Source organism: Streptomyces sp. NPDC001770, from assembly GCF_053596135.1.
Map to the genome: position 1 here is coordinate 44689 of NZ_JBSFFN010000005.1, position 23416 is coordinate 68104.

At 72.2% G+C, this 23416-nt stretch carries 22 protein-coding genes; 13 read left to right on the top strand and 9 right to left on the bottom strand.

All coding sequences use genetic code 11. The features are described from left to right. Positions 1–75 precede the first annotated feature (75 nt). Entirely contained in the window at positions 76–807 is a 732-nt protein-coding gene (locus tag ACWCSV_RS06735) for a nitroreductase family protein (RefSeq protein WP_451139187.1), read from the bottom strand. 276 nt (positions 808–1083) lie between these two features. On the opposite strand from ACWCSV_RS06735, the gene ACWCSV_RS06740 reads away from it, so the two are divergent. From ACWCSV_RS06740 to ACWCSV_RS06750, 3 genes are read left to right on the top strand one after another with little or no spacing between them, the layout of a single operon-like run. Further along, a complete protein-coding gene (locus ACWCSV_RS06740) occupies positions 1084–1317 on the top strand; it encodes an acyl carrier protein (protein ID WP_358756248.1) in 234 nt (77 codons plus the stop codon). Beyond that, positions 1314–2585, top strand: a complete 1272-nt coding sequence (locus ACWCSV_RS06745; protein ID WP_451139189.1) for a beta-ketoacyl-[acyl-carrier-protein] synthase family protein — start codon at positions 1314–1316, stop codon at positions 2583–2585. The genes ACWCSV_RS06740 and ACWCSV_RS06745 overlap by 4 nt, the downstream gene beginning before the upstream one ends. A 19-nt stretch (positions 2586–2604) precedes the next feature. Further along, positions 2605–3609 carry an alpha/beta fold hydrolase gene (locus ACWCSV_RS06750; protein ID WP_451139191.1) on the top strand — a complete coding sequence of 335 codons (1005 nt, stop codon included), beginning with the start codon at positions 2605–2607 and terminating at the stop codon, positions 3607–3609. A 157-nt stretch (positions 3610–3766) separates the two neighbouring features. On the opposite strand, the gene ACWCSV_RS06755 is transcribed toward ACWCSV_RS06750, so the two are convergent. Next, positions 3767–6241, bottom strand: coding sequence for an endonuclease/exonuclease/phosphatase family protein (locus ACWCSV_RS06755; protein WP_451139193.1), 2475 nt, complete (start codon positions 6239–6241; stop codon positions 3767–3769). Between the two features lie 269 nt (positions 6242–6510). On the opposite strand from ACWCSV_RS06755, the gene ACWCSV_RS06760 reads away from it, so the two are divergent. Beyond that, positions 6511–8037 carry an MFS transporter gene (locus ACWCSV_RS06760; protein ID WP_451139195.1) on the top strand — a complete coding sequence of 509 codons (1527 nt, stop codon included), beginning with the start codon at positions 6511–6513 and terminating at the stop codon, positions 8035–8037. Positions 8038–8074: 37 nt separating this feature from the next. On the opposite strand, the gene ACWCSV_RS06765 is transcribed toward ACWCSV_RS06760, so the two are convergent. Then, positions 8075–8947: a DMT family transporter gene (locus tag ACWCSV_RS06765; protein ID WP_451139197.1), complete on the bottom strand. Its 873-nt coding sequence runs from the start codon at positions 8945–8947 to the stop codon at positions 8075–8077. A gap of 202 nt (positions 8948–9149) precedes the next feature. On the opposite strand from ACWCSV_RS06765, the gene ACWCSV_RS06770 reads away from it, so the two are divergent. Then, positions 9150–10316, top strand: coding sequence for a winged helix DNA-binding domain-containing protein (locus ACWCSV_RS06770; RefSeq protein ID WP_451139199.1), 1167 nt, complete (start codon positions 9150–9152; stop codon positions 10314–10316). 89 nt (positions 10317–10405) lie between these two features. Further along, complete coding sequence (locus ACWCSV_RS06775; protein ID WP_451139201.1) at positions 10406–12100, top strand: AMP-binding protein; 1695 nt, start codon at positions 10406–10408, stop codon at positions 12098–12100. A gap of 56 nt (positions 12101–12156) precedes the next feature. Here ACWCSV_RS06775 and ACWCSV_RS06780 read toward each other — a convergent pair whose 3' ends face one another. From ACWCSV_RS06780 to ACWCSV_RS06790, 3 genes are all read right to left on the bottom strand, one after another. Then, on the bottom strand, positions 12157–12378 hold the full coding sequence (locus ACWCSV_RS06780; protein ID WP_451139567.1) for a hypothetical protein: 222 nt from the start codon (positions 12376–12378) through the stop codon (positions 12157–12159). A gap of 81 nt (positions 12379–12459) precedes the next feature. Continuing rightward, positions 12460–13083, bottom strand: coding sequence for a GNAT family N-acetyltransferase (locus ACWCSV_RS06785; RefSeq protein WP_451139203.1), 624 nt, complete (start codon positions 13081–13083; stop codon positions 12460–12462). 80 nt (positions 13084–13163) lie between these two features. Then, positions 13164–13910, bottom strand: coding sequence for a hypothetical protein (locus tag ACWCSV_RS06790; protein WP_451139205.1), 747 nt, complete (start codon positions 13908–13910; stop codon positions 13164–13166). A 268-nt stretch (positions 13911–14178) separates the two neighbouring features. Here ACWCSV_RS06790 and ACWCSV_RS06795 point away from each other — a divergent pair, with 268 nt between their 5' ends. The 6 genes from ACWCSV_RS06795 to ACWCSV_RS06820 all read left to right on the top strand — a co-directional run bounded on the left by ACWCSV_RS06795 (position 14179) and on the right by ACWCSV_RS06820 (position 18519). After that, positions 14179–14433: a hypothetical protein gene (locus ACWCSV_RS06795; RefSeq protein WP_451139207.1), complete on the top strand. Its 255-nt coding sequence runs from the start codon at positions 14179–14181 to the stop codon at positions 14431–14433. 71 nt (positions 14434–14504) lie between these two features. Continuing rightward, positions 14505–14849 carry a helix-turn-helix domain-containing protein gene (locus tag ACWCSV_RS06800; RefSeq protein ID WP_451139569.1) on the top strand — a complete coding sequence of 115 codons (345 nt, stop codon included), beginning with the start codon at positions 14505–14507 and terminating at the stop codon, positions 14847–14849. Between the two features lie 151 nt (positions 14850–15000). Continuing rightward, positions 15001–15510 (top strand): 2-oxo-4-hydroxy-4-carboxy-5-ureidoimidazoline decarboxylase, encoded by a 510-nt coding sequence (gene uraD / locus ACWCSV_RS06805; RefSeq protein WP_451139209.1) that lies wholly within the window; start codon positions 15001–15003, stop codon positions 15508–15510. Positions 15511–15515: 5 nt separating this feature from the next. Continuing rightward, entirely contained in the window at positions 15516–15896 is a 381-nt protein-coding gene (gene uraH / locus ACWCSV_RS06810; protein ID WP_451139571.1) for a hydroxyisourate hydrolase, read from the top strand. A gap of 203 nt (positions 15897–16099) precedes the next feature. Beyond that, positions 16100–17068, top strand: a complete 969-nt coding sequence (gene pucL, locus ACWCSV_RS06815) for a factor-independent urate hydroxylase (protein WP_451139211.1) — start codon at positions 16100–16102, stop codon at positions 17066–17068. Positions 17069–17130: 62 nt separating this feature from the next. Beyond that, positions 17131–18519, top strand: a complete 1389-nt coding sequence (locus ACWCSV_RS06820) for an 8-oxoguanine deaminase (RefSeq protein WP_451139213.1) — start codon at positions 17131–17133, stop codon at positions 18517–18519. A gap of 63 nt (positions 18520–18582) precedes the next feature. Here the strand turns inward: ACWCSV_RS06820 and ACWCSV_RS06825 are convergent, their stop codons facing one another. Next, positions 18583–19341 carry a chitosanase gene (locus tag ACWCSV_RS06825; RefSeq protein ID WP_451139573.1) on the bottom strand — a complete coding sequence of 253 codons (759 nt, stop codon included), beginning with the start codon at positions 19339–19341 and terminating at the stop codon, positions 18583–18585. A 796-nt stretch (positions 19342–20137) separates the two neighbouring features. Further along, the gene (locus ACWCSV_RS06830; protein WP_451139215.1) at positions 20138–20965 is read right to left on the bottom strand and encodes a chitosanase; all 828 of its coding nucleotides are present in this window, start codon (positions 20963–20965) and stop codon (positions 20138–20140) included. A 65-nt stretch (positions 20966–21030) separates the two neighbouring features. On the opposite strand from ACWCSV_RS06830, the gene ACWCSV_RS06835 reads away from it, so the two are divergent. Beyond that, complete coding sequence (locus tag ACWCSV_RS06835) at positions 21031–21714, top strand: alpha/beta fold hydrolase (RefSeq protein WP_451139217.1); 684 nt, start codon at positions 21031–21033, stop codon at positions 21712–21714. Between the two features lie 90 nt (positions 21715–21804). On the opposite strand, the gene argG is transcribed toward ACWCSV_RS06835, so the two are convergent. Next, a complete protein-coding gene (argG, locus tag ACWCSV_RS06840; protein ID WP_451139219.1) occupies positions 21805–23250 on the bottom strand; it encodes an argininosuccinate synthase in 1446 nt (481 codons plus the stop codon). Between the last annotated feature and the right edge of the window lie 166 nt (positions 23251–23416).

A 23416-nucleotide genomic window follows, 5' to 3' on the forward strand; every position in this document is an offset into this window, starting at 1 on the left:
GTATCTGACGAAGTGTCGGCACATGGCGGAGCCCGCCTCCCGAACGGGGGGGCGGGCTCCGGGGGAAGCGGGGGGCTACCAGCGGTCGCGGTGCACGACGTCGGCGACCGGGCGCCGGCGGACGGGACCGAAGTTCCCCTTCGGCCACCCCACCGGAATCGCGGCGAAGGTCCGCATCTCCTCGGGGATGCCGAGTGCCTCCTTCCACTCCTGCTCCAGCATCAGGTGCCAGATGGTGACGTTGGCGGCCAGACCCAGCGCGCGAGCCGCCAGAAGGAGGTTCTGTACCCCCGGATAGACGCACGCGCCCTCCGCCAGCGCCTGGAAGCGTTCCTGCGAGGCCATCAGCTGCTCACTCGCCACCGGTCCCAGCGCCACGGCGGAGGCGATCAGGCCCTCCTCGTCCAGGCGCGGCTCGGGGAACCGGTAACACGGCACGACGAGAGCGGGCGTGTCGGCGAAGTGGTCGCGCTGGTACTCGATCGCCGCGACCATCCGGCCGTACGCCGCCTCGTCCATGCCCTTCGGCGCGTACTTCCCCGTAGTCGCCAGATAGGCGTCCACGCACCGCTTCCACAGCGGCGCGAGCTCCGCCATCACCTGGCGGTCGGTCACCACGACGTACTCGTACGCCTGCATGTTGCCGCCGCTCGGGCCCCAGACCGCCGCCTGGACCAGTCGCTCCAGCGTCTCGTACGGCACCGGCTCCGGCGAGAGGCGGCGCATGGCGCGCACGGTGGACATGGTCGCGAAAAGAGCGGGGTCCTCGGTCGCGGAGGTATCCGTGATCAGTGTTTCCGTTGTCATGATCGCGGAGTGTACGGGCCCAAGGAGAGAGCCCCGCAGGGGTGTTGGGTGTACGCGACGGGCCCGGACCGCACGGCCGTCCGACGGTGGCGTTCACCCGGGCGGCGGCCACGGATTCGTACACCTGCCCAGACGCCCTCCGCACGGGGGAACGCGGGGCCGATCATGCTCCGCGAGGGCGTATAAAGGGCCCTTCGGAGCAGCCGGCGTCCCCCGATGGCCCACCTCATCCCCACGCGGCAGGCGTCACCGCGTCACCGAGCGGAGGAGCGCCCCATGAGCACCTCGGAACACATCACCGACCTGCTGGTGTCGAACTTCGGTACCGACCCCGAGTCGATCGGGGACGATGTGCCGCTCCGTCGGCTACGTCTGGACTCCCTCGCCCTGGAAGAGCTGAGGCTGCTCATCGAGGACCGGATGGACGTCGACCTGGAGGACGTCGAGATCACCTCCCGCGACACCGTCGGCCGGCTCGTCTCCGCCGTGCACGACAAGGTCACCGCGTGACGGGCCGGCCGGCCCCCGGGCCCTGGCCGCGCCCCCGCCCGGAGCCGTTCCACGCCGCCGTGACCGGCATCGGCCTGATCACCGCCGCCGGAGTGGGCACCGATGCCTCGTGGCGCGGTGTCCGCGGCGAGGGCGACGGACCCTCGGTGCCGCACCGCAGTGAACTCGAAGGCCTGCCTTGCGACTTCTTCTACACCGTCACCGGCCTCGACACCCGGGCCGAACTCGGCATCGCGGCGCAGCGGCTGATGGACCGCTTCTCCCAACTCGCCGTCATCGCGGCCCGCGAGGCCGTCGCCGACGCGGGACTCGACCCCTCGGTCTGGGACAGCTCCCGGGTCGGCGTCGTGATCGGCTCGGCCCACGGCGGACTTCCGTTCTACGACGAACAGCACACCGCCCTCGGTGAGCGCGGCGCCCGCCGGGTCTCGCCGAAGCTCGCCCCCCTCGTCGTGGTCAATGGCGCCGCCAGCAGTGTCACCCTGGACCTCACCGTCCACGGCCCCAGCCTCGCCGTCTCCACCGCCTGCTCCTCCGGTACCGTCGCCATCGGCACGGCGCACCAGCTCCTGCGCACCGGAGCCTGCGACATCGTGATCGCGGGCGGCGCCGAGTCGGTCTGCTCCCGGCTCCTGATCGCCAGCGCCTGCCAGATGAAGGCCGTCTCCACCCGCCGGGACGACCCGGGGTCCGCCTGCCGCCCCTTCGACACCCGCCGGGACGGCTTCGTCGTCGGCGAGGGTGCCGGGCTGCTGGTCATGGAGCACCCCGACCACGCCCGCGCCCGGGGCGCCACCGTACGGGCCCACGTCAGCGGCTACGGCGCCGCCAGCGACGCCTTCTCCACCGTCGCGCCCGAGCCCGACGGCCTGGGCGTCGAACGCGCGCTGCGCACCGCCCTCGCGGACGCGGGGCTCACCGGCGCGGACATCGGCCACGTCAACGCGCACGGCACCTCGACCGTCGCCAACGACCTGATCGAGGCGACCATGCTCCACCGGGTCCTCGGCGACCAGGCCCTCGTCACCTCGACGAAGGCGATGACCGGGCACACCCTCGGGGCAGCCGGAGGCATCGAGACGGCCCTCACCGTCCTCGCACTCCAGCACCAGCTGGTCCCGCCCACGGTCAATCTCGACGCACCGGACCCGGAGATCCCGGTCGAGGTGGTGAGCAAGGAGGCCAGGCGGCACACCTTCGACCACGCGGCGAAGACCTCGCTGGGCTTCGGCGGCCACAACGCGGCCCTCATTCTGACCCGGGCCTGAGGCGGGAGGAGAGCGAACCATGGGCGAGGAGATCATCCGGTCGCTGTCGGTGGAGGGGGTCCCCTTCGCCTACCGCCTGCTGAAGCGCGGCGGCGGCCCCGACGGCCCCGCACCCGTACTCGTACCTGTTCCGGGGCAGGGCCCCGGGCCGGACGCGGCTCGCGCACCGGGAGGCGAGGACGCCGTCCTGCCCCCCGGCCCCGCGACCGAACCCGTGGTGGTGCTCGGCGGCGCGCTCCAGGGCATGCACGGGTGGCCCCAGATGGACGACCACCTCGGCCCGCTCGCCGACGTGGTGACCGCCGACCTCCCCGGCATGGGAAGCGCCGGTGCGCTGCCTCCCGGACCGAGCGCCGTACTGCTGCGGGAGGCGGTCACCCGGATCGTCGACGACCTCGGCGCCCCGCGCGTCAACCTCTTCGGCTTCTCCTACGGCACGGCGATCGCCTTCGACTGGGCCCGCCACCACCCCGGCCGGGTCGCCAGGATCGCCCTCGGCGGGGTCCCCGCGCACATCTCCCCGGCCCAGCGCGACCACTGGCGGCGGGCGGTGGAACGGATGACCGCCGGCGACCCGGAGGGCCTCGCCACCCTCGCGGCCGAGGCCCTGATGTGCATGGACCCCGAACGGTACGTCCACCGGGGAGCGTTGGCCCAGCGCTATGTGAGGCGGTCCTTCCTGCACGCCCTGCGCACCTCGCCGCACGCCGCGGACTCGCTGGTACGCGCCCTGGGGGACCGGCCCGACTTCTCCGGCGGGCTCACCGGGGTGCCGGCGCTGGTCTTCGCCGGTGAGCACGACACGGTCACCTCACCGGAGCGGCAACGGGAGTTCGCCGCGACGGTCGAGGGCAGCCGGTTCCTCACACTCGCCGACGCCGACCACTGGGTGGTCCTGGAACGCGCCGACGACGTGGCCGAGTTGGCGGCACGCTTCTTCACGGACCGCCCGCTCCCCGCCGACCGGAGGCCAGGCCCGGCGGGCCGGCAGGAGTACGCCGCGTCGGGCCGGGCCGGTGCGTGAAGGGCTGTCGGTCGTCGGTCCCGTCTGTCGGTCGTCCGTAGCCGTCAGCCCGCCGGCCCGTCAGCCCGCCGGGTCACGCGTCGAGCACTGAACACGGCGGAGGGCTGCCCGCGAGCGGACGGCCCTCGTGATCACCGGTACGGGTCAGCGGCAGGAGTCAGTGCCCCTTCCCGTGCCCGTTGTCCTTGCCGTGCTTCTTCCCGTCGTGCTTCTTGTCGTCCTTGGCCGAGCCGCCGCCGAGGGCCACGCGGACGATCTGCGGGTCGTGGTCGCTCGCCTGGTCGGCGAACTCCGCGTTGATGTGCACCACGTCGTAGTCGAGACGGCGGACGCCGGGGCTCGTCAGGATGTGGTCCAGTGTCTGGGAGTTGCCCTCGTACACGTAGCTGTACTGCTCGTTCTTGGGCAGCGTCGTGATCAGCGGCTTGAGGACCTTGCCTTCGGTCAGCGCGGTCACGGCCGGGGAGAACGCGAAGTCGTTGAGGTCGCCGAGCGTGATGATCTTGGCCGACTTGTCCGCCGCCAGCAGCGACTTGACGAAGGTGTTGACCTCGGCGGCCTGCTGGACGCGCTTGACCTCCGAACTGCGCTGCGGCTCCTGGTTCTTGCCGTGCAGGGGCAGGTCGCCGCCCTTGGAGGCGAAGTGGTTGCCGATGACGAACACGGTCTCGCCGTTGAAACGGAACTCACCCACCAGCGGCTTGCGGCTGTCCGCCCACGCGGCGCTCGTCGGGTTGATCCGGCCGGGCGAGGCGGAGAGCTCGACGCCCTTGCGGGTGTCCACCGCGGTGACGGCGGTCGTCGCGGTGCCGCCCGGGCGGTCCACGAAGGAGACCCGCTTCGGGTTGAAGAGGAAGACGTTGCGGATGTTCCCGCCGGGCTCACCGCCGTCCTTGCCGTCCTCGGGGGCGATGTAGCGCCAGGAGTAGCGCGGTCCGCCGGCGGCGACGATCGCGTCGGTGAAGCGCTTCAGGGTCGCCTCGGAGCCGACCGTGCCGTCGCTGGTGGCGCCGTTGTCGTCCTGGATCTCCTCCAGGGAGACCACGTCCGGCGAGGAGAGGTTGACGGCGATGCCCGAGGCGAGGGTGTCGAACTTCGCCTGGCCGTCGAGGGCGTCGAGGTTCTCCACGTTGTACGTGGCGACCGCGAGTTCCTTCTTCTTCTGCTTGCGGGTGACCTCGCGCTTCAGCCCCTTGTCGGTCCGCGTGCCGACCTCGGTGGCCTGCAGGGCGTACCCGCCGAAGGAGACGTAGTCCAGCACGCCCGTCGTCGTACCGGAGAGCACGTCGCCCACGTTCGCGGTGGGGACCGGCTCGGCGGTGTCCAGGGACATCACCTCGATGCGCCCGGTGTTCTGGTCGGTGTACGAGGTGTAGAGCGTGCCGCCGCGCGCGCTCGGGTTCTCGTTCGGCTTGACCGTGACCCACATCTCGCCGTACGAGTTCGTCGCGCCGATGACCCGGGTGTCCGCGATCTGCACACGGACGCCCTCGAGGGACTCGTACAGGTCGAGGGCGTAGGTGTCCGGCCGCAGGGGGAGCGCCTCGATCGAGCCGCCGCCCGCGGTGGGCGTGTACGCGGCGGGCACCGAGGACGCGTCGAGCACGACCGGTGCGGGCAGGGCGTTGCCGTGCGAGAGCACCGTGGTCTTCGGGGTGCCGATCTCGGTGACGGACTGGGTCCCGGTGCCGGGGTAGTACTCGTCCACCTTGCCGCTGACCAGGACCGAGTCCCCGGCGACGACGCCGGGAGCGGCGGAGCCGGTGAAGACGAAGACCGCCTCGCTGGTACGGGCGTCCCCGTCCGGAGCGGTGTCCTGGAGCCAGTAGCCGCGCGATCCGCTCGTGCGGACGCCGGTGACGACGCCCGGTACCGCCGTGACGGTCTGGCCGTCGAGCGGCGAGAGACGGGTGGTGCCCTGGATGTCGTGCACCCGGACGGTGCCCGGCTCGGTGGGCTCGCTCGGCTCCCCGGGGTCGGTGGAGCCGCCCCCGGAGGTCTGGCCGGCCGTGTTGACCGGGGTCGGGGCGCCCGCGGTGAAGTCGGCGGAGTTGTCGTCGGTGTCGGCGAACGAGGCGGCACGGGCCGCCGAGGCGGTGGCGGACGGGGCGGGGGCGGGCGCGGTCTCGCGGACGACGGCGGAGCCGTACCCGACGAGGTCGACGATCCGGGTGTCGATGGCGCAGTCGGCCGCCGTCTTGCAGGTGAGCGGGGTGGTACCGGAGACCAGGGCGACCGTGCCGCTGCCCGCGGCCATCGCGACGGTGCCGGTGGCGTCCGGGGTGGGCAGGGCGACCGTGCCGCCCGTACCGGCGGACTCGGCCACGAGGTAGCGGCCGCCGGGGGCGACGGAGCCGGTGAGGGGGGACACCTGCCAGAGCGAGCCGGCGGACGGGGTCCCGGGCAGGTACTGGACGCTGTAGCCCGAGAGGTCGAACGCCGCGCCGCCCGCGTTGCCCAGCTCGATGAAGTCACGGGTGAGCGTGGCGCCCGAGTTGCCCCCGCCGCCGTACACCTCCGAGATCACGGCCCCCGCGGACGGGGCGGCGAAGGCGGCGGGCAGGGCCGTCACCGACAGCGCGACGGCGACGACACCGGCCAGCGCGGCCGAACGGGCTCTGGATATCTGCACGGGTACTGCCCCCAAAGTGTGTAGTGAGAGCAGAAAGCTATGCGCGTAGAACATGCATGACAAGGCATCAGAGGTTAATTCCCCGCATCGTGTGGGTGAGTTGCCGGTGCGACGGGGTACGGGCTGTTGGTGTGTTCGAGCATGAAGGAGCAGACGGCGGGTGGTACCCGACGGGTACGGACGGCACGGCCGGGACCGGGCGACGTACCGCGTCCGACGCCGCGCGCTGATCCGCCGAGGACGGCGGGACACCCCGTAGGGTCCGAAGCATGACTCCCAGCTCGGCGCGTCCCGGTCCGCAAGGGCGCGGTACACCCCCCGGTTCCCCCTCCGGCTCCGGCGGCTCCGGGCAGGGGGAACCCGACCCCCACCGGTGGCGGGCCCTCGCGGTCTGCCTGGTGGCCGGGTTCATGACCCTGCTGGACGTGTCGATCGTCAACGTGGCGCTGCCGTCCATCAAGGAAGGGCTGCACACCCCCGAATCGGACCTCCAGTGGGTGCTCTCCGGCTACGCCCTCGCCTTCGGGCTCTTCCTGATCCCGGCCGGACGGCTCGGCGACGCGCGGGGGCGGCGCCCGGTGTTCATGATCGGCCTCGCCCTCTTCACGCTCTCGTCCGCCGCCTGCGGCGCCGCCCAGTCCAGCCTCTGGCTGGTGGTCGCCCGACTGGTCCAGGGGCTCGCGGGCGGCCTGCTCTCGCCCCAGATCTCCGCCCTGATCCAGCAGATGTTCTCCGGGCGCGAACGCGGCCGGGCCTTCGGGATGTTCGGCACGGTCGTCGGCATCTCCACCGCCGTGGGACCGCTGCTCGGCGGGCTGCTGATCCAGCTGGCCGGCGCGGAGGAGGGCTGGCGCTGGGTGTTCTACGTCAACCTTCCGCTCGGCGTGGTCTGCCTGCTGCTGGCCCGCAAGCTGCTGCCGGACACCCCGTCGGCCGGCCACGTACGCGCCCGCGACCTGGACCCGCTCGGTGTGCTGCTGCTCGGCGCGGGCGTGCTCTGCCTGCTATTGCCCTTCGTCCAGGCCCAGCAGTGGCACGGCAACGGGAAGTGGCTGCTGCTCCTCGTCGCCGCCGCGCTGCTCGCCGCCTTCGTCGCCTGGGAGGCGCGCTGCGCGGGCGGGGGGACGCAGCCGGTGCTGGACCTGTCGCTCTTCCGGCTGCGCTCGTACTGGCTGGGCTGTCTGCTGATCCTGCTGTACTTCGCCGGATTCACCTCGATCTTCTTCGTCACCACGCTCTACCTCCAGTCCGGCCTCGGCTACAGCGCCCTCCAGGCAGGCCTGGCCATCTCCCCGTTCGCCGTCGGCTCGGGCCTCTCGGCCATGATCGGCGGCCGGCTGGTGAGCCGGTTCGGGCGCCCGCTGGTCGTCGTGGGGCTGGGCATGGTCGCGGTCGGTCTGGCCGGAACGGCCCTCGCCGTGCACCAGGTACCGGGCCACAACGCGGGATGGGCGATGGCCGCCCCCCTGCTGTTCGGCGGCATCGGCAGCGGGCTGGTCATCGCCCCCAACCAGACGCTCACCCTCTCCGACGTGCCGGTGGCCCACGCGGGCAGCGCCGGCGGCACACTCCAGACCGGCCAGCGCGTCGGATCCGCCATCGGCATCGCCGCGGTCGGGTCCGTCTTCTTCGCCCAGGTCACCGGCGACGGGTGGGCCACGGCGTACGACCACGGCCTCATCGTCTCGGTCGCCTTCGTCTGCGCCGGACTCCTCGCGGCGATCGCCGACGTGGTGGCCGGGCGCCGGCACGGCAGGCGTACGGGCAAGGGGGCGGGGGCGACCGGCGGCGCGTGACGGGCGGGGCGTGACCGGCGCCCGGAGGCGGAGCCCTCTACTTCACGCGGCGCGGGGGCAGCGGGTTCCCGGAGGCGAGGGGCGACCGGGAGAGCTCCAGGCAGCCCGCGCCGATCAGGGCGACCGCCACCAGCTCCGGCAGCAGCCACCATCCGGTGCGCAGCGTCTCCCCGAAGAGCGTCACCCCGTACAGGATGCTGATCAGCGCGTCGCCGAGCGTCAGCATCGGCTGGACCGCCACCAGCGTGCCCGCCTGAAGGGCGTTCTGGAGCAGGAACAGCGCCCCGACCCCGGCCGCCGCCGTGGCGTAGAGCTGCCAGGCGGCGAGCAGCTGGGTCACCCCGCCGGAGCCGTCGAGCCGGCCCATGGCGTCCTTCATCAGGGCAGCCGTCAGCGCGTAGCCGCAGGCGGCGGCGAGCCCGAGCAGCGCCGCCCGGGTGTTGCGCCTGGACACCAGGGCCGCCACGATCAGGGCCGCCTCGAAGATCCCGGTGACCACGAGCGCCACGGCCCAGTCGGTGCCCCGTACGGTGTCGTGGCCCCCGCCCGGGGCCGCCGACGCCATGCCCAGGGCCAGGCCGACCGTCACGGCCGCGACGCCGTACCAGACCTGACGCGGGACCTGGACGCGCATGACGAACCCGGCCAGCAACAGGGTCGAGGGGAGCTCGATCACGAAGATCGGCTGCACCACCGCGATCGGTCCGGTCGCGAGCGCCACGGCCTGGCAGACGGCCGCGACGACCACCAGCGCGATCCCGCCGAGCCACACCTTCTGGCGCAGCAGATGGCCGAAGAGGGAGGGCCGCATCGCCGCCGAGTCCGGCACGTTGACGGCCGCCCTGCGCTGGAGGACCGAGGCGGAGCCGTTGCTGAGCGCGGTCAGGACGGCGAACAGGACGCTGATCACCGGTCCATCATGCGGGCGGGAGGGCCCATGCCCGGGTCACACGGGCTGCCCGAGTGTGTCGGGGACCCAGGGCGGGCGGTCGACGAAGTGCCCGGACGGGCCCGCCCGAGCCGCCCCGTCGACCGCCCGCCCGGCGGAACATCGGACCGGCGGCCCTCCTCGCGGACCGGAACTGTCCGCGAGTCCGCATACCGTGCCGGACATGGCCGCCCAGAAGAACCCTCCCGGACCCCGCCCCGCCGCCGGACCGGTGCGCCCGGCCGTGCTCTCGGCCCGCGCGCTGAACCGGGCGACGCTCCACCGCCAACTCCTCCTCGAACGGTCGGAGATGTCTCCGAAGGAGGCCGTCGCCCACCTCGTCGGGCTCCAGGCGCAGAACACCCGGCCGCCCTACTTCCAGCTCTTCTCGCGCCTCACCGATTTCGACCCCGCCGCCCTCTCCACGCTGATGGAGTCGCGCGAGGTCGTACGGATCGTCACCCTGCGCTCCACGATCCACACCCACACCGCCGACGACGCCCTCACCGTGCGCCCGCTCGTCCAGCCGGCCCGCGACCGCGAACTGAGACTCTTCCGGCAGGGGCTCACCGGGGTGGACCTCGACCGGCTCAAGGAGATCAGCCGGGCACTCGTCGAGGAACGGCCCCGTACGGTCCAGGAGTTGCGCACCGCGCTCCTCGCCGAGTGGCCGGACGCCGACCCGCTCGCCCTCACCGTGGCGGCCCGCTGCGCGCTCCCGCTGGCACAGACCACGCCCCGGGGCCTCTGGGAGCGGAGCGGGCAGGTCACGCTCACCACGCTGGAGCACTGGCTCGGCCGCTCCGCCCAAGCCGCCCCGGCCCCCGACACCCTGGTGCTCCGCTACCTCGCGGCCTTCGGCCCCGCATCCGTGAAGGACCTCCAGAGCTGGGCCGGGCTCACCCGGATGCGTGAGGTCTTCGACCGGCTGCGCCCGCAACTCCTCACCTTCCGCGACGAGAACGGCGCCGAACTCTTCGACCTCCCCGACGCCCCGCGCCCCGGCCCGGACCTCCCCGCCCCGCCGCGCTTCCTGCCCGAGTTCGACAACGTCCTCCTCGGCCACGCCGACCGCACCCGGGTCATCCCGGCCGAGTTCAGCGGGCGCAACGGCAAGGGGAACCAGGCGTACGGCACCGTGCTCGTCGACGGGTTCCTCGCCGCGATCTGGCGCCTCGACCGTACGGACGACACCGCGACCGCCACCGTCCAGCCGCTGGGCCGGCTCGGCCGCGCGGACCGGGAGGCCGTCGCCGTGGAGGCCGTACGCCTGCTGACCGTGATGACGGACGCGGGCGCGCACGACGTCCGCTTCGCCGACTTCGTGGACTTCGGGGACTCCGGGGGGTGAACCGCCCCGGGTACCGGCGGGGTCCTGGGGCAGGAGGGGCTGGTTGAATCGGGGGCCATGACCGGTCCGGTCCACAACGAGGAGGACACATGTCGGCAACCAGCGCGACCGGGACGTTCCGGGCCGCCCGGGACTTCCTGCTCCAGCACCGCGAGGACTGGGCGACCGCCTACGCGGGATTCCGGTGGCCCCGGCCCGACCGCTTCAACTGGGCGCTCGACTGGTTCGACGTGATCGCCGAGGGCAACGACCGTACCGCCCTGCACATCGTGGAGGAGGACGGCCGCCGCACCGAGACGTCCTTCGCCCGGATGTCGGCCCGCTCCAACCAGGCGGCCAACTGGCTCGCCGCCCAAGGCGTGCGCGAAGGCGACCGGATCCTCGTCATGCTCGGCAACCAGGTCGAGCTGTGGGAGACCGCGCTCGCCGCGATGAAGCTGCGCGCCGTGGTCATCCCCGCCACCCCGCTCCTCGGACCGCTCGACCTCCGCGACCGGGTCGAACGGGGCCGGGTCCGCCATGTGATCGTGCGGGCCGAGGACACCGGCAAGTTCGACGACGTGCCCGGCTCCTACACGCGCATGGCGGTCGGCGGCGCGGGCGACGGCGCCGGGGTCCCGGAGGGCTGGCTCTCCTACGCGGGCGCCGACGAGCACTCCGAGGCGTACGTACCGGACCGGGAGACGTCCCCCGACGAACCGCTGATGCTCTACTTCACCTCCGGCACGACCGCCAGCCCCAAACTGGTGGAGCACACCCATGTGTCCTATCCGGTAGGCCACTTGGCGACGATGTACTGGATCGGGCTGCGGCCCGGAGACGTCCATCTGAACATCTCCTCGCCCGGCTGGGCCAAGCACGCCTGGTCCAACCTGTTCGCCCCCTGGAACGCCGAGGCGACCGTCTTCATCTTCAACTACCAGCGCTTCGACGCGAGTCGGCTGATGGCCGAGATGGACCGCTCGGGCATCACCAGCTTCTGCGCGCCGCCCACCGTGTGGCGGATGCTCATCCAGGCCGACCTCACCCAGCTCGCCAACCCGCCGCGTGAGGTCGTCGCCGCCGGTGAGCCGCTCAATCCCGAGGTCATCGAGACCGTGCGGCGGGCGTGGGGCGTGACCGTCCGGGACGGCTTCGGCCAGACCGAGACCGCCGTCCAGGTCGCAAACTCGCCCGGCCAGCAGGTGAAGGCCGGTTCGATGGGCCGCCCCACCCCCGGCTACAAGGTCGAGCTGCTCGACCCGCTCACCGGTGAACCCGGCGCCACGGAGGGGGAGATCTCCCTCGATCTCTCCGCAGCCCCGACCGGGCTGATGACCGGCTACCACGGGGACCCGGAACGCACGGCCGAGGCGATGGCGGACGGCTACTACCGCACCGGTGACATCGGCTCCCGCGACGAGGACGGGTACATCACCTACATCGGGCGGTCCGACGACGTCTTCAAGTCCTCCGACTACAAGATCTCTCCCTTCGAGCTGGAGAGCGCCCTGCTGGAGCACGAGGCGGTCGCCGAGGCCGCGGTCGTGCCCGCCCCCGATCCCGTACGGCTGTCGGTGCCGAAGGCGTACGTCGTGCTCGCCGAGGGCTGGGAGCCCGGACCGGACACCGCGAAGGTGCTGTTCGAGCACTCCCGGGCCGTCCTCGCCCCGTACAAGCGCCTGCGCAGGCTGGAGTTCGCGGAGCTGCCGAAGACCATCTCCGGCAAGATCCGCCGGGTCGAACTGCGCGAGCAGACCGCCCGCGCCGCCGGTACGGAGTACGCCGAGGGCGACCTGCGGTGAACCGGGGCCGCGACCGGCCAACCCTGCCGGTCGCGGCCCGGCGGTCCGCCGGATTCTCAGGCGGCCTCGACTATTTCCGGCGCCGGACCCCGGGTCGCCGCCGCCCACTCGATGAGCAGCACCTCGTACGCGTCGGAGGACCAGTCGCGTCCGGCGCGGGAGTCCACGAGGGCCCGGATGGCCTCGTTGGTCTCGACGGCGGACGGGCTCGCGGGACGCTCGTGGCCGGGCGCGGGGGCCGCGGCCTCGGCCGGGCTCTCAGGATCGGTCGGGTCCACGGGGCCGGTCGGGTTCACGGGGCCGGTCGACCGCGAGGTCCCGGTGGACGGGTGACGAGGAGTCAAAGCCATGCGCACACGCTAGCGTTCGCCACTGACAACGTCGGTCCGGGGGGCGAGGACCGGTCCTCCGGACGGTGGCGGGGCGACCGTCGTCAGGGTGACGGGCCGGGGCAGCACGATCCGGGCCGGTTCGCGGCGCATGCAGACCCGGGGGCGTCGGTCCAGGCCGTTGCCCACCTCCTCGGCCCTGATCCTCCGCAGTCCGTCGCTGAGTTGGTCCTCGCGCAGCACGGTGAACCCGATGCGCGCGTAGTACGGCGCGTTCCACGGGACGTCGCAGAAGGTCGTCAGGGTGAGCGCGGTGAGCCCCTGTCTCTCCGCCCACACGGCCACGTGATCGATGAGCGCCCGGCCGATGCCCAGCCGGGACGCGGACGGATCGACCGACACCTGTTCGATGTGGGCGGCTCCGTCCACCGGGTCCGCGATCAGATAGCCGACGGGTCTCTCGTCCGCGGGGGTGTGGGGATGGGCCGCCACCCAGCAGCGTCCGGCGGCCCGGTAACTCTCCAGCAGTTCGAGGGACGGCGGTTCGTCGTCGGCGACGTCTGCCATTCCGAGGGCTCTGAACGGTTCCCCTGCGGCGCGCTCGATGTCCTGGAGGCGGCGGAGATCGGAGCGTCTGGCGGAGCGGATGCGCATACGGCCAGTATGGCGAGCACCGGCCCGCCGGGTTGCCGGGACTCCCGAAGTCGGTGCCGGCGGCACCCGCGCCGGACCCCTCAGGTCCCCGTGCCCAGCAGATCCTCGGCGGCGCCGTTGACCGGCTGCGGAGTACCGGTGAGGTCCATGGAGAACAGCGGCATCGACACCAGGTCCGCGCGCCGGACGGCCGTCTCCTCGTATCCCGCGAGCGAGAAGAAGACCCCGGAGACGGACTCGCTCAGCGCGTTCAGCCAGAGGCACTCGATCTCGCGCACCCCGGTCGGACAGGTCGAGGTCTCGACCTGTGCGAGCGCCCCGTCCGCCCGCAGGTCGACGCGTGAGGCGGGACGTTCGAGCGCCTGGGTGACCCGTTGGAAGCCGAGCCAGCCGAGGTACAGCCCGGCCGCCGTCACCGCGTCCCGGGCGGTGCGGACCGGCAGGGGCCGGAAGGGCGGGCGCGTAGGGGGCGCGGTGCGCGGGAGCGGGATGTGCGCCGGTGGCTCGGCGCCGGCTTCCGGGGCCGTACCGTGCCCGGACTCCGGGTCCGTACCGGGGGCGGCGGAGGGCTCCGTGCGGACCGGGACGCGCAGGACCGTGCCGCAGGGGCAGCCCAGTTCCGGCTGCGGCCAGTGGTCCTCGCGCCCGCAGCCGGCGCAGCGCGCGGTGACCCAGCAGTCCGCCCAGACGCGCTGGGTGATCACGGTGGCGGGTGCCCCGCGCACGGTTCGCAGGGCGGTGGGGGCGCCGCAGGGACACGTGTAGACCGGGATCACGAACGCCCGGTCACGCAGACAGACGGGGCAGCGCACGTGCACAGGTTCCACAGCGTCTCCTTCCGCCGGCGCCCGGGTACCGACGCGGCGTTCTGTGGGGGAGTGGGTGAGCGGGGCGTGACTGGGCGGAAGGTGGGGCCTGGACCGTTCCGCTTCCCGCCCGGCGTCCGCCTCCGCACATCGTCCTCCAGAGACCGCTCCCCGGTAAGGCGTTTGGCGTGGTTTCCGGTCGATCCGGGCCCTCGGAGCCGTTCGCGGGCCGCGTTACAGTCGGGGCCGAGCCGGCCCGCACGCCGGCCGGAACGCCTGGGGAGGCACCGTGCGTCTGAGGGTGGAATTCACCACCGAACCCTTCGATCTCGAAGAGGCCCCGGCACACGCCATGGTGGCCCGCGAGGTCATCGGCGCGGCCCCGCTGGACGCGGTGGACGTCGGGCCCTTCGGCAACACGGCGGAGGGCGGTGCGGACGTGGTGCTGGCGGCCGTGGACACGCTGCTCCGGCGCACCCTCGCGGCAGGGGCCACCCGGATCTCGTTCCAGGTCAACGTGATCGGCGAGGGGGAGGAACAGTGAGTGCCGGCCCCGCCCCGGACCGCCCCGCCCCTGACCGCCCCGCCCCGGACGGTCCCTCGCCGGACCACCCCTTGGTCGCCGCCGTGAAACCGCTGGCGGACGCGATCGGCGCCGAACTGCTGGACGTCGGACGGGCGCGGCCGGACGACGTGGTGCTCGCGTGGGAGGGCCAGGACGTCCTGGCCGTACGACTGCCGCAGCTCTCGGAATCCCTGGACCACATCCTCGCCGCGATGGAGCGGACGTACGGCGGGCCGCTGGCCGGACTGGAACGCCGGGCCAAGCAGTCCGTGGTCCGCACCCTGGAGGCCCGGGGCGCGTTCGCCGTACGGCACGGGGTGGAGACGGTGGCGAGCGCCCTCGGGGTCAGCCGATTCACCGTCTACAACTACCTCAACCGCGAGAAGGGAGCCTGAGGGAGCCGTGCGTGCGGCACGCTGGGCCGCTCCCCGACGCCCGACAGGCCAATTTCAACAAAGTGTTGACGCGGCGTCGCGCGGAGGCGTTAGCTGTTCGCAGCCCGCACGGCGCACAGCACGAAACAGCGACGATCAGCGCGGAGGCTCCGTGACATCGAGCTCCCCACCGGGCCTGGCCCGGTTCAACGCCCTGGCGCACGACGAAGTCGCCGACGTACTGACCGAGATCTGCTCCAGCGGTGCCTGGGGCGCCGCCCTTCTCGCACGGCACCCCTTCGCCACCGCCGACGACCTGCTCACCGCGAGCGACGCGGCCACCGCGGCGCTGTCCGTGGACGACCTGGCCGAGGCGATGGCCGGTCATCCGCCGATCGGGCGGCCGAAGCCCGGAGATCCCGTCTCCGCGCGGGAACAGCGGGGAATGGCGGGCGCCTCGGACGCCCTCAGGGCCGAGATGCTCGAACTGAACCTGGCCTACCAGGAGCGCTTCGGCCATGTCTTCCTGATCTGTGCCACCGGGGCGACCGCCGGGCAGCTGCGCGACGCGCTGCGGGCCCGTACGGGGAACACGCCCGAGCGGGAGAGCGCGATCGTGCGCACCGAGCTGGGCAAGATCAACCGTATCCGGCTGACCCGTCTCGTGACCGAAGGGGAGTGACGGTCCTGAGCACCGACACCACCACCTCGGTGTCCACGCACGTCCTGGACACCAGCATCGGCCGCCCCGCGGCCTCCGTCCCCGTCCGCCTCGCCACCCGCCCCGACGCCACCGCGGGGTGGACGCCGCTCGGCGGCTCGGTGACGGACGCGGACGGCCGCTGCGCGGACCTGCCCGCTCTGCCCGAGGGGGCGTCCCAGGTGCGGCTCGACTTCGACACCGAGGCGTACTTCGCCCCGGAGACGGCGGGACCGGCCGCTCCGCCTGCCGATGGCGGAACGTTCTTTCCGGAGGTGGCGATCACCTTCGCCGTCCGTCCCGGCGAGCACCACCACGTACCGCTGCTGCTCTCCCCGTTCGGCTACTCCGTCTACCGGGGCAGCTGAGGGTTCCTCAGCCCGCGGCCCACCCCGTCGCCGACGTGAGCATCCCCGCGGCGGGGCGGCTCGCCGTACCCGTACGCGTCCCGCCCGAACGCACGCATCGCGTTCCCGTCCGCACCCGCCGAACAACTTCTGTCCCTACGCCCCCGGGCCCGCACCCCTGACGGCGCCGCCTCCCGCTCCCCGCAGAAAGGTCCCGGCAACCCATGACCACACACGCCCAGCAGCCCTCCGAGGTCACCGCCCCCCGGCCCCGTACCGTGGTGCTCGGCCAGAACCAGTACGGCAAGGCCGAGAACCGGGTCGTCAAGATCGTGCGCGAGGGCACCACGCACCACATCAAGGACCTGAACGTCTCGGTCTCCCTCTCCGGCGACCTGGACGAGGTCCACATCTCCGGCGACAACGCCCACGTCCTGCCGACCGACACCATGAAGAACACGGTGTACGCGTTCGCCAAGGAGCACGGCATCGACTCCGCCGAGCAGTTCGGCATCCACCTCGCCCGGCACTTCGTCCGCTCCCAGCCCGCGATCGGCCGGGCGCGCGTGCGGATCGAGGAGTACGCCTGGGAACGCATCGAGGATCCCGCCGCCACCGGCCCGGACACCCCGCGCCACTCCTTCGTACGGAAGGGGCAGGAGGTCCGCACCACGCAGATCCGTTACGACGGCGAGCGCTGGGAGGTGATCTCCGGAGTGAAGGATCTCACCGTCCTGAACTCCACCGACTCCGAGTTCTGGGGCTACGCGAAGGACCGGTACACCACGCTCAAGGAGGCGTACGACCGCATCCTCGCCACCGACGTCTCCGCCCGGTGGCGGTACAACTGGTCCGACGACGTTCAGGAGATGCCCCGCTGGGAGGAGTCCTGGGAGCAGGCCCGCGCCCATCTGCTCCGGGCGTTCGCCGAGACGTACTCCCTCTCCCTCCAGCAGACACTCCACCAGATGGGCACCCGGGTCATCGAGAACCGGGCCGAGATCGACGAGATCCGCTTCTCGCTGCCGAACAAGCACCACTTCCTGGTCGACCTGGAGCCGTTCGGACTCGACAACGCCTCCGAGGACGGGGCCGTCTACCTCGCCGCCGACCGCCCCTACGGACTGATCGAGGCCACCGTGCTGCGCGAAGGCGCCGCGCAGTCGATCCCGGCGGACCTCACCAACCTCTGAGCAGTCGCGGAGCCTGCCGCACAACACCGGCTGCCCGCACCACACTTACCGAAGGAAGCACGATGACCGATCCGGCAGGGCTTCAGCGCCTCGTCATCGAGAACTGCGCGGTCGCCACCGTCGACGCGCACGACACCGAGTACACCGACGGCCACGTCGTCGTCGCGGGCGACCGTATCGAGTCCGTCGGCGCGGGCCGCGCCCCCGAGGGGCTGGCGAACGTGGTCCGCCGCATCGACGGCACCGGTCACCTGGTCACGCCCGGGCTCGTCAACACCCACCACCACTTCTACCAGTGGATCACCCGGGGCCTGGCCACCGACCACAACCTCTTCGACTGGCTCGTCGCGCTCTACCCGACCTGGGCGCGCATCGACGAACCCATGGTCCGGGCGGCGGCGCAGGGTTCGCTGGCGATGATGGCGCGCGGCGGCGTCACCACCGCGATGGACCACCACTACGTCTTCCCCCGGCACTCCGGCGATCTGTCGGGGGCGATCATCGGCGCCGCCCGCGACATGGGCGTCAGGTTCACGCTCGCCCGCGGTTCCATGGACCGCAGCCAGAAGGACGGCGGACTCCCGCCGGACTTCGCGGTGGAGACCCTCGACGGCGCGCTCGAAGCCACCGCCGCCACCGTCGACGCCCACCACGACCCGTCGTTCGGCGCGATGACGCAAGTGGCTGTCGCGCCCTGTTCCCCCTTCTCGGTGTCCACCGAACTGATGCGGCAGGGAGCGGAGTTGGCCCGCGCCAGGGGGGTGCGGCTGCACACCCACGGCTCGGAGACCGTGGAGGAGGAGCAGTTCTGCAAGGAGCTGTTCGGGATGGGGCCGACGGACTACTTCGCGTCCACCGGATGGCTCGGCGAAGACGTGTGGATGGCCCACTGCGTCCACATGAACGACTCCGACATCGCCGCGTTCGCGCGTACCGGTACGGGCGTCGCGCACTGCCCCTCCTCCAACGCCCGCCTCGCCGCCGGGATCGCCCGGGTACCGGACATGCTGGCCGCCGGCGTCCCGGTCGGCCTCGGCGTCGACGGCACCGCATCGAACGAGTCCGGCGAACTCCACACCGAACTGCGCAACGCCGTCCTCGTCAACCGCCTGGGGCCGCACCGGGAGCGGGCGCTGACGGCACGTCAGTCGCTGAGGCTCGGCACCTACGGCGGGGCCCGGGTGCTCGGGCGGGCCGACCAGATCGGCTCCCTCGAAGCCGGGAAGCTCGCCGACCTGGTGCTCTGGCGGATGGACACCCTCGCCCACGCCTCGATCGCCGACCCGGTCGTGGCCCTCGTCCTCGGTGCGGCGGCGCCCGTCACCCTGTCGCTCGTCGGCGGCAGGCCGGTCGTGGAGAACGGCAGCCTCACGACCGTGGACGAGGACGCCGTCGCCCTTGCCACCCGAGACGAGGCCAGGCGCCTCGCCCGGCTCGCGGCCGGGGGCTGACCTCCCCGGCGCACCCCCGTCCGGCCGGGCGCGACTCCCGGCCGGCAGGTGACTGACGACACATCAGCCGATGTGGTAACTGTCCCCGTACACCTTCCAGTCGAGCGGCGGGTTCAGGCCGAGGTTGCCGTTCCGCAGGAAGACCCGCTGCGCGGTGTCGACCCTGGTCGTGTCGGAGTGGGCCTCCTCCTGCCGCATGGCCCACACCCGGGCGTCGAGGTAGGCGGCCAGATAGACCGTCTCGTCGCCGCCCTTCGACGGCGGCCGGGCCGAGGCGAGCGCCCTCGTGCGGATGGCGCCGAAGCCGGCGCTGTCGTCACCCTCGCCGTGCATGACGAGCGCGTCGTAGTACGCGAACTGGCCGAGTGTGCCGAGCCCGTCGGCCTTCGCCTGCTTCACGGCCGGGTCGAAGTACACCCGGTCGCGCTCGTCGTCCTGCACCTTGCGGAAGACCGGGTCGGTCAGCGCCGCCTTCTCCCAGGCGGCGGTGAACCGGGAGCCGAGACCCTCGTGCGAGTCGGTGCCGTCGACCTCGCGCAGGGCGGGCAGGAACGGTGCGAGGAGGTTGCCCGGGGCGCGCTCGGTGTAGAGCTCCACCACCCCCAGCATGTCACCGGTGCCGGAGCAGAAGCCGACGATCCCCCCGGTGTAGCCACGGCCGTCACCGATGTCCTCGATGTACTTGTACTGGTCCCGCCACTCCAGGGAGGAGTTCTCCGCGCTGGAGACCAGCTGCATGGCGATCTCCTTCTTCGCCGGGTCGTCCAGCCCCACCGCGGGGGCTGCCCCTACCTGCCGGACCGCTTCGTGACGCATCGCCACCTCCTGAGCCGGAGAGTCTGCCAGGGCGGTGGCCGGGGCGAAGACGAAGGAGAGTCCGAGGGCGACGGCGACGGCGGCCGAGGGGAGTGCGGTACGGCGGCCGGCGCCCGCGGGACGCGCGCGGCCGGCCGGACCGGGGGATTCGTCGTGACTGCGGAGCGCGGCAACGGCCTGGATGTGAGGCACCTGTCCTCCAGCGGAGAAACGTTGATCATCTGCTCTGTCGCGAGCTTCCTATCAGGCCTTTCGTGCCTCACCGGCCTCCCGTTCCGGTTGGGGCGCCGCGTCACCCGCCCGGGTCAGGGCGGCCTGGAGCAGGCGGTTCCGGTGGAGGCGGTGACGGGCGGGGCGGTGACCGGCAAGAGGCGGTGACCGGCAAGGGTGCTGATCCAGCAGGGGGTGATCCGGCAGGGGGTCGTGACGCCGTCCCAGGAGCCCCGCACCGCTCGGCTGGCGCGGTGCGGAGCGGTTCCTGGGAGGGGCGGGGCGTACACCCAGCGGTGGTGCCCGTACCGGCGAACCAGCACCCGTACCGGCACGGCTCTCGTACCGGGACCGTACGGGACTCGTACCGGCACGGCACGGGACCCGCAGGGCGGCGCGTCGGAACGGCGGCCTCCGTATCGCCAACGGGGCGGGGTGCCGATGCGTCACGGGCGGGCGGAAGCGATCGACCGCGTACGGAAGCGCGGGGTGTTGTCGGAGCGAACCGGCGCGCGTGGAAGGGCGCCGGATGCATCGAGCGCCCGCCGGGTCAGGGTGGTGGTCCGCTCGTCCGCTTGCCTCAGCGCTTGCCTCAGTCGTCGATACGGAAGCTCTCCCCGTACACCTTCCAGCGCAGCGGGGTCTCCAGCTGGAGCTTGCCCTCGGTCACGAACCGGCGCTGGGCGGTCTCGATCCGGCTGGTGTCGGTGTGCGAGGGCTCCTTGGCGATGGCCGCCACCCGGGCGTCGAGGAAGGCGTTGAGGTAGGCCTCCTCGTCGCCGCCCTCGGCGGGGGTGTCGGCGGCGGCGAGGGCCTGGCGGCGGATGGACGAGAAGCCGACCGTGCCCTCGGTGTCGCCGGCGCCGTGCATGACGTACGCGTCGTAGTAGATGAACTGGCCCAGGGCGCTGAGCCCGTCCTTCTCGGCCCGGTCGACCGCCGGGTCGAAGTACTGCTCGTCCAGGACCGCGTCCTGCGCGGCGCGGAAGGCGGAGTCCTTCGCTGCGGCGGCCCACGCCTCGGTGAACGGCGTGCCGAGACCGGCGTGCGAGGGGGTTCCACCGACCGCGCGCAGGGCCGGGAGGAAGCGGACGAGGCTGTTGCCGGGGCGGGCCTTCGTGTACCGCTCCACCACGTCGAGCATGTCCCCGGTGCCGGAGCAGAAGCCGATGATGCCGCCGGTGTAGCCGCGGCCGTCGTGGATGTCCTCGATGTACTTGTACTGGTCCTGCCAGTCCAGGGTGGAGTTCTCCGCGCTGGAGACGAGTTCCATGGCGATCCTCTTCTTCGCCGGGTCGTCGAGTCCCTTCTCCGGCTTCTCGCCCGCACCCGAGCAGGCGGTCAGCAGGGCGGTGGCCAGCAGGGCGACGGAGAGGGGCGCGAGGGAGCGGCGGGCGGCGGCCCGGGCGGTGCGGTTCACCCCGTAAGCCTGCCAGGCCGGGGTGCGGGCATTTCACCCTGGCCACCGGCTGTAGCGTCAGGGGTATGGAAGATCAGTCTGTTGTGGATGTCGGCGATGTGCGGCTGGCGTACCGGACGTGGGGCGACCCCTTCGGCTCGCCGGTCGTCCTCCTGCACGGTCTCGGCGGTTCGTCCGCCGACTGGGAGGCGACCGGGTCCCTGCTCGGCGCCGAGTGGCGGGTGTACGCCCTCGATCTGCGCGGGCACGGTGAGAGCGACTGGCCGGACGAGTACGCGTTCGAGCAGATGCGGGACGACGTGGTCGGCTTCCTCGACGAGTGCGAGCTCGACCGGGTCGGTCTGGTGGGCCACGGCATGGGCGGCTCGGTCGCCCTGCTGCTCGCGGAGGAGCACGCCGACCGGGTGGAGCGGCTCGTCCTGGTGGAGACCCCCGCGCCCTTCCCCGGCGATCCGGGACCGGCCGGGCGGGCCGAGGGACCGGTCGACTACGACGAGAACGCCGTGCCCGAGGTCCATGCCCAGCTCTCCGAGCCCGACCCGGAGTGGGCGGAGGCGCTGGGCGAGATCGTCGCGCCCACGATGATCATCGCCGGCGGGCCCGAGAGCACCATGCCGCAGGCACTCCTGCCGGAGGTGGCGTCGCGCATCCCCGACTGCCGACTGATCACCGTGCCCGGCGGGCACCGGATGCACGAGACCCGCGCCGACCAGGTCGCCCAGCAGATCAGCGAGTTCTTCACGAGCTGACCCGGTGGCCGGCGTCCCACACGGCGCACCGACGCGAGAGGGAGGCCCGGCGAACCCGCCGGGCCTCCCTCCGCTCACGTGGTGCGGCCGTCAGTCGGCACCGAACTCCATGGCGGCGCTGTCGAGCAGCTTGTCGCCGCCCGGGGCTTCGCCGCGCGAGGCGATCTCCTGGGCGTTGCCCTCGGGCATCGCGCCGATCAGCGGCGTCGACGTGGCCTGCGCGCCGATCAGCGCCTGGTGGGAGCTGCCGACCATGCCGATGGCGGCGTACTGCTCCAGCTTGGCGCGGGAGTCGGCGATGTCGAGGTTGCGCATGGTCAGCTGACCGATGCGGTCCACCGGCCCGAAGGCCGAGTCCTCGGTGCGCTCCATGGAGAGCTTGTCCGGGTGGTAGCTGAACGCCGGTCCGGAGGTGTCGAGGACCGAGTAGTCCTCGCCGCGCCGCAGCCGCAGGGTCACCTCACCGGTGACGGCCATGCCGACCCACCGCTGGAGCGACTCGCGGATCATCAGCGCCTGCGGGTCCAGCCAGCGGCCCTCGTACATCAGGCGGCCGAGGCGGCGGCCCTCGTTGTGGTAGGTGGCGAGGGTGTCCTCGTTGTGGATCGCGTTGACCAGGCGCTCGTAGCACGCGTGGAGCAAGGCCATGCCCGGCGCCTCGTAGATGCCGCGGCTCTTGGCCTCGATGATCCGGTTCTCGATCTGGTCGGACATGCCCAGGCCGTGCCGGCCGCCGATGGCGTTGGCCTCCAGCACCAGGTCGACGGCGGAGGCGAACTCCTTGCCGTTGATGGTCACCGGGCGGCCCTGCTCGAAGCCGACGGTGACGTCCTCGGTCTCGATCTCGACGGACGGGTCCCAGAACCGCACACCCATGATCGGGTCGACGCTCTCCAGGCCGGTGTCGAGGTGCTCGAGGGTCTTGGCCTCGTGCGTGGCCCCCCAGATGTTGGCGTCGGTGGAGTACGCCTTCTCCGTGCTGTCCCGGTAGGGCAGCCCGTGGGCGAGCAGCCACTCGGACATCTCCTTGCGACCACCGAGCTCGGTGACGAAGTCGGCGTCCAGCCAGGGCTTGTAGATGCGCAGCGACGGGTTGGCCAGCAGGCCGTAGCGGTAGAACCGCTCGATGTCGTTGCCCTTGAACGTGGAGCCGTCGCCCCAGATCTGGACGTCGTCCTCCAGCATGGCGCGCACGAGCATGGTGCCCGTGACCGCCCGGCCGAGCGGGGTGGTGTTGAAGTACGCGCGCCCGCCGGAACGGATGTGGAAGGCCCCGCAGGTCAGCGCGGCGAGCCCTTCCTCGACGAGGGCGGCCCGGCAGTCGACCAGCCGGGCGATCTCGGCCCCGTAGGCGTGGGCGCGCCCGGGCACGGAGGCGATGTCGGGTTCGTCGTACTGGCCGATGTCGGCGGTGTACGTGCACGGCGCCGCGCCCTTGTCGCGCATCCACGCGACCGCGACGGAGGTGTCGAGACCGCCCGAGAAGGCGATACCGACGCGTTCCCCGACGGGCAGAGAGGTCATTACCTTAGACATGGGAAAAGTATGCACTTCGATGCATGTTCATGCAACCCGGTCGGTCGAGTCGTAGCTCACGCCCGATGCACTCGATGGGGTCACAGCGAGCAAGGCGCCGCCGAAAACTCCTTAGGGTGACCGTGTCGTCACGCAAGGTTACCGAATTCGACCGGGGGTAGGTCTC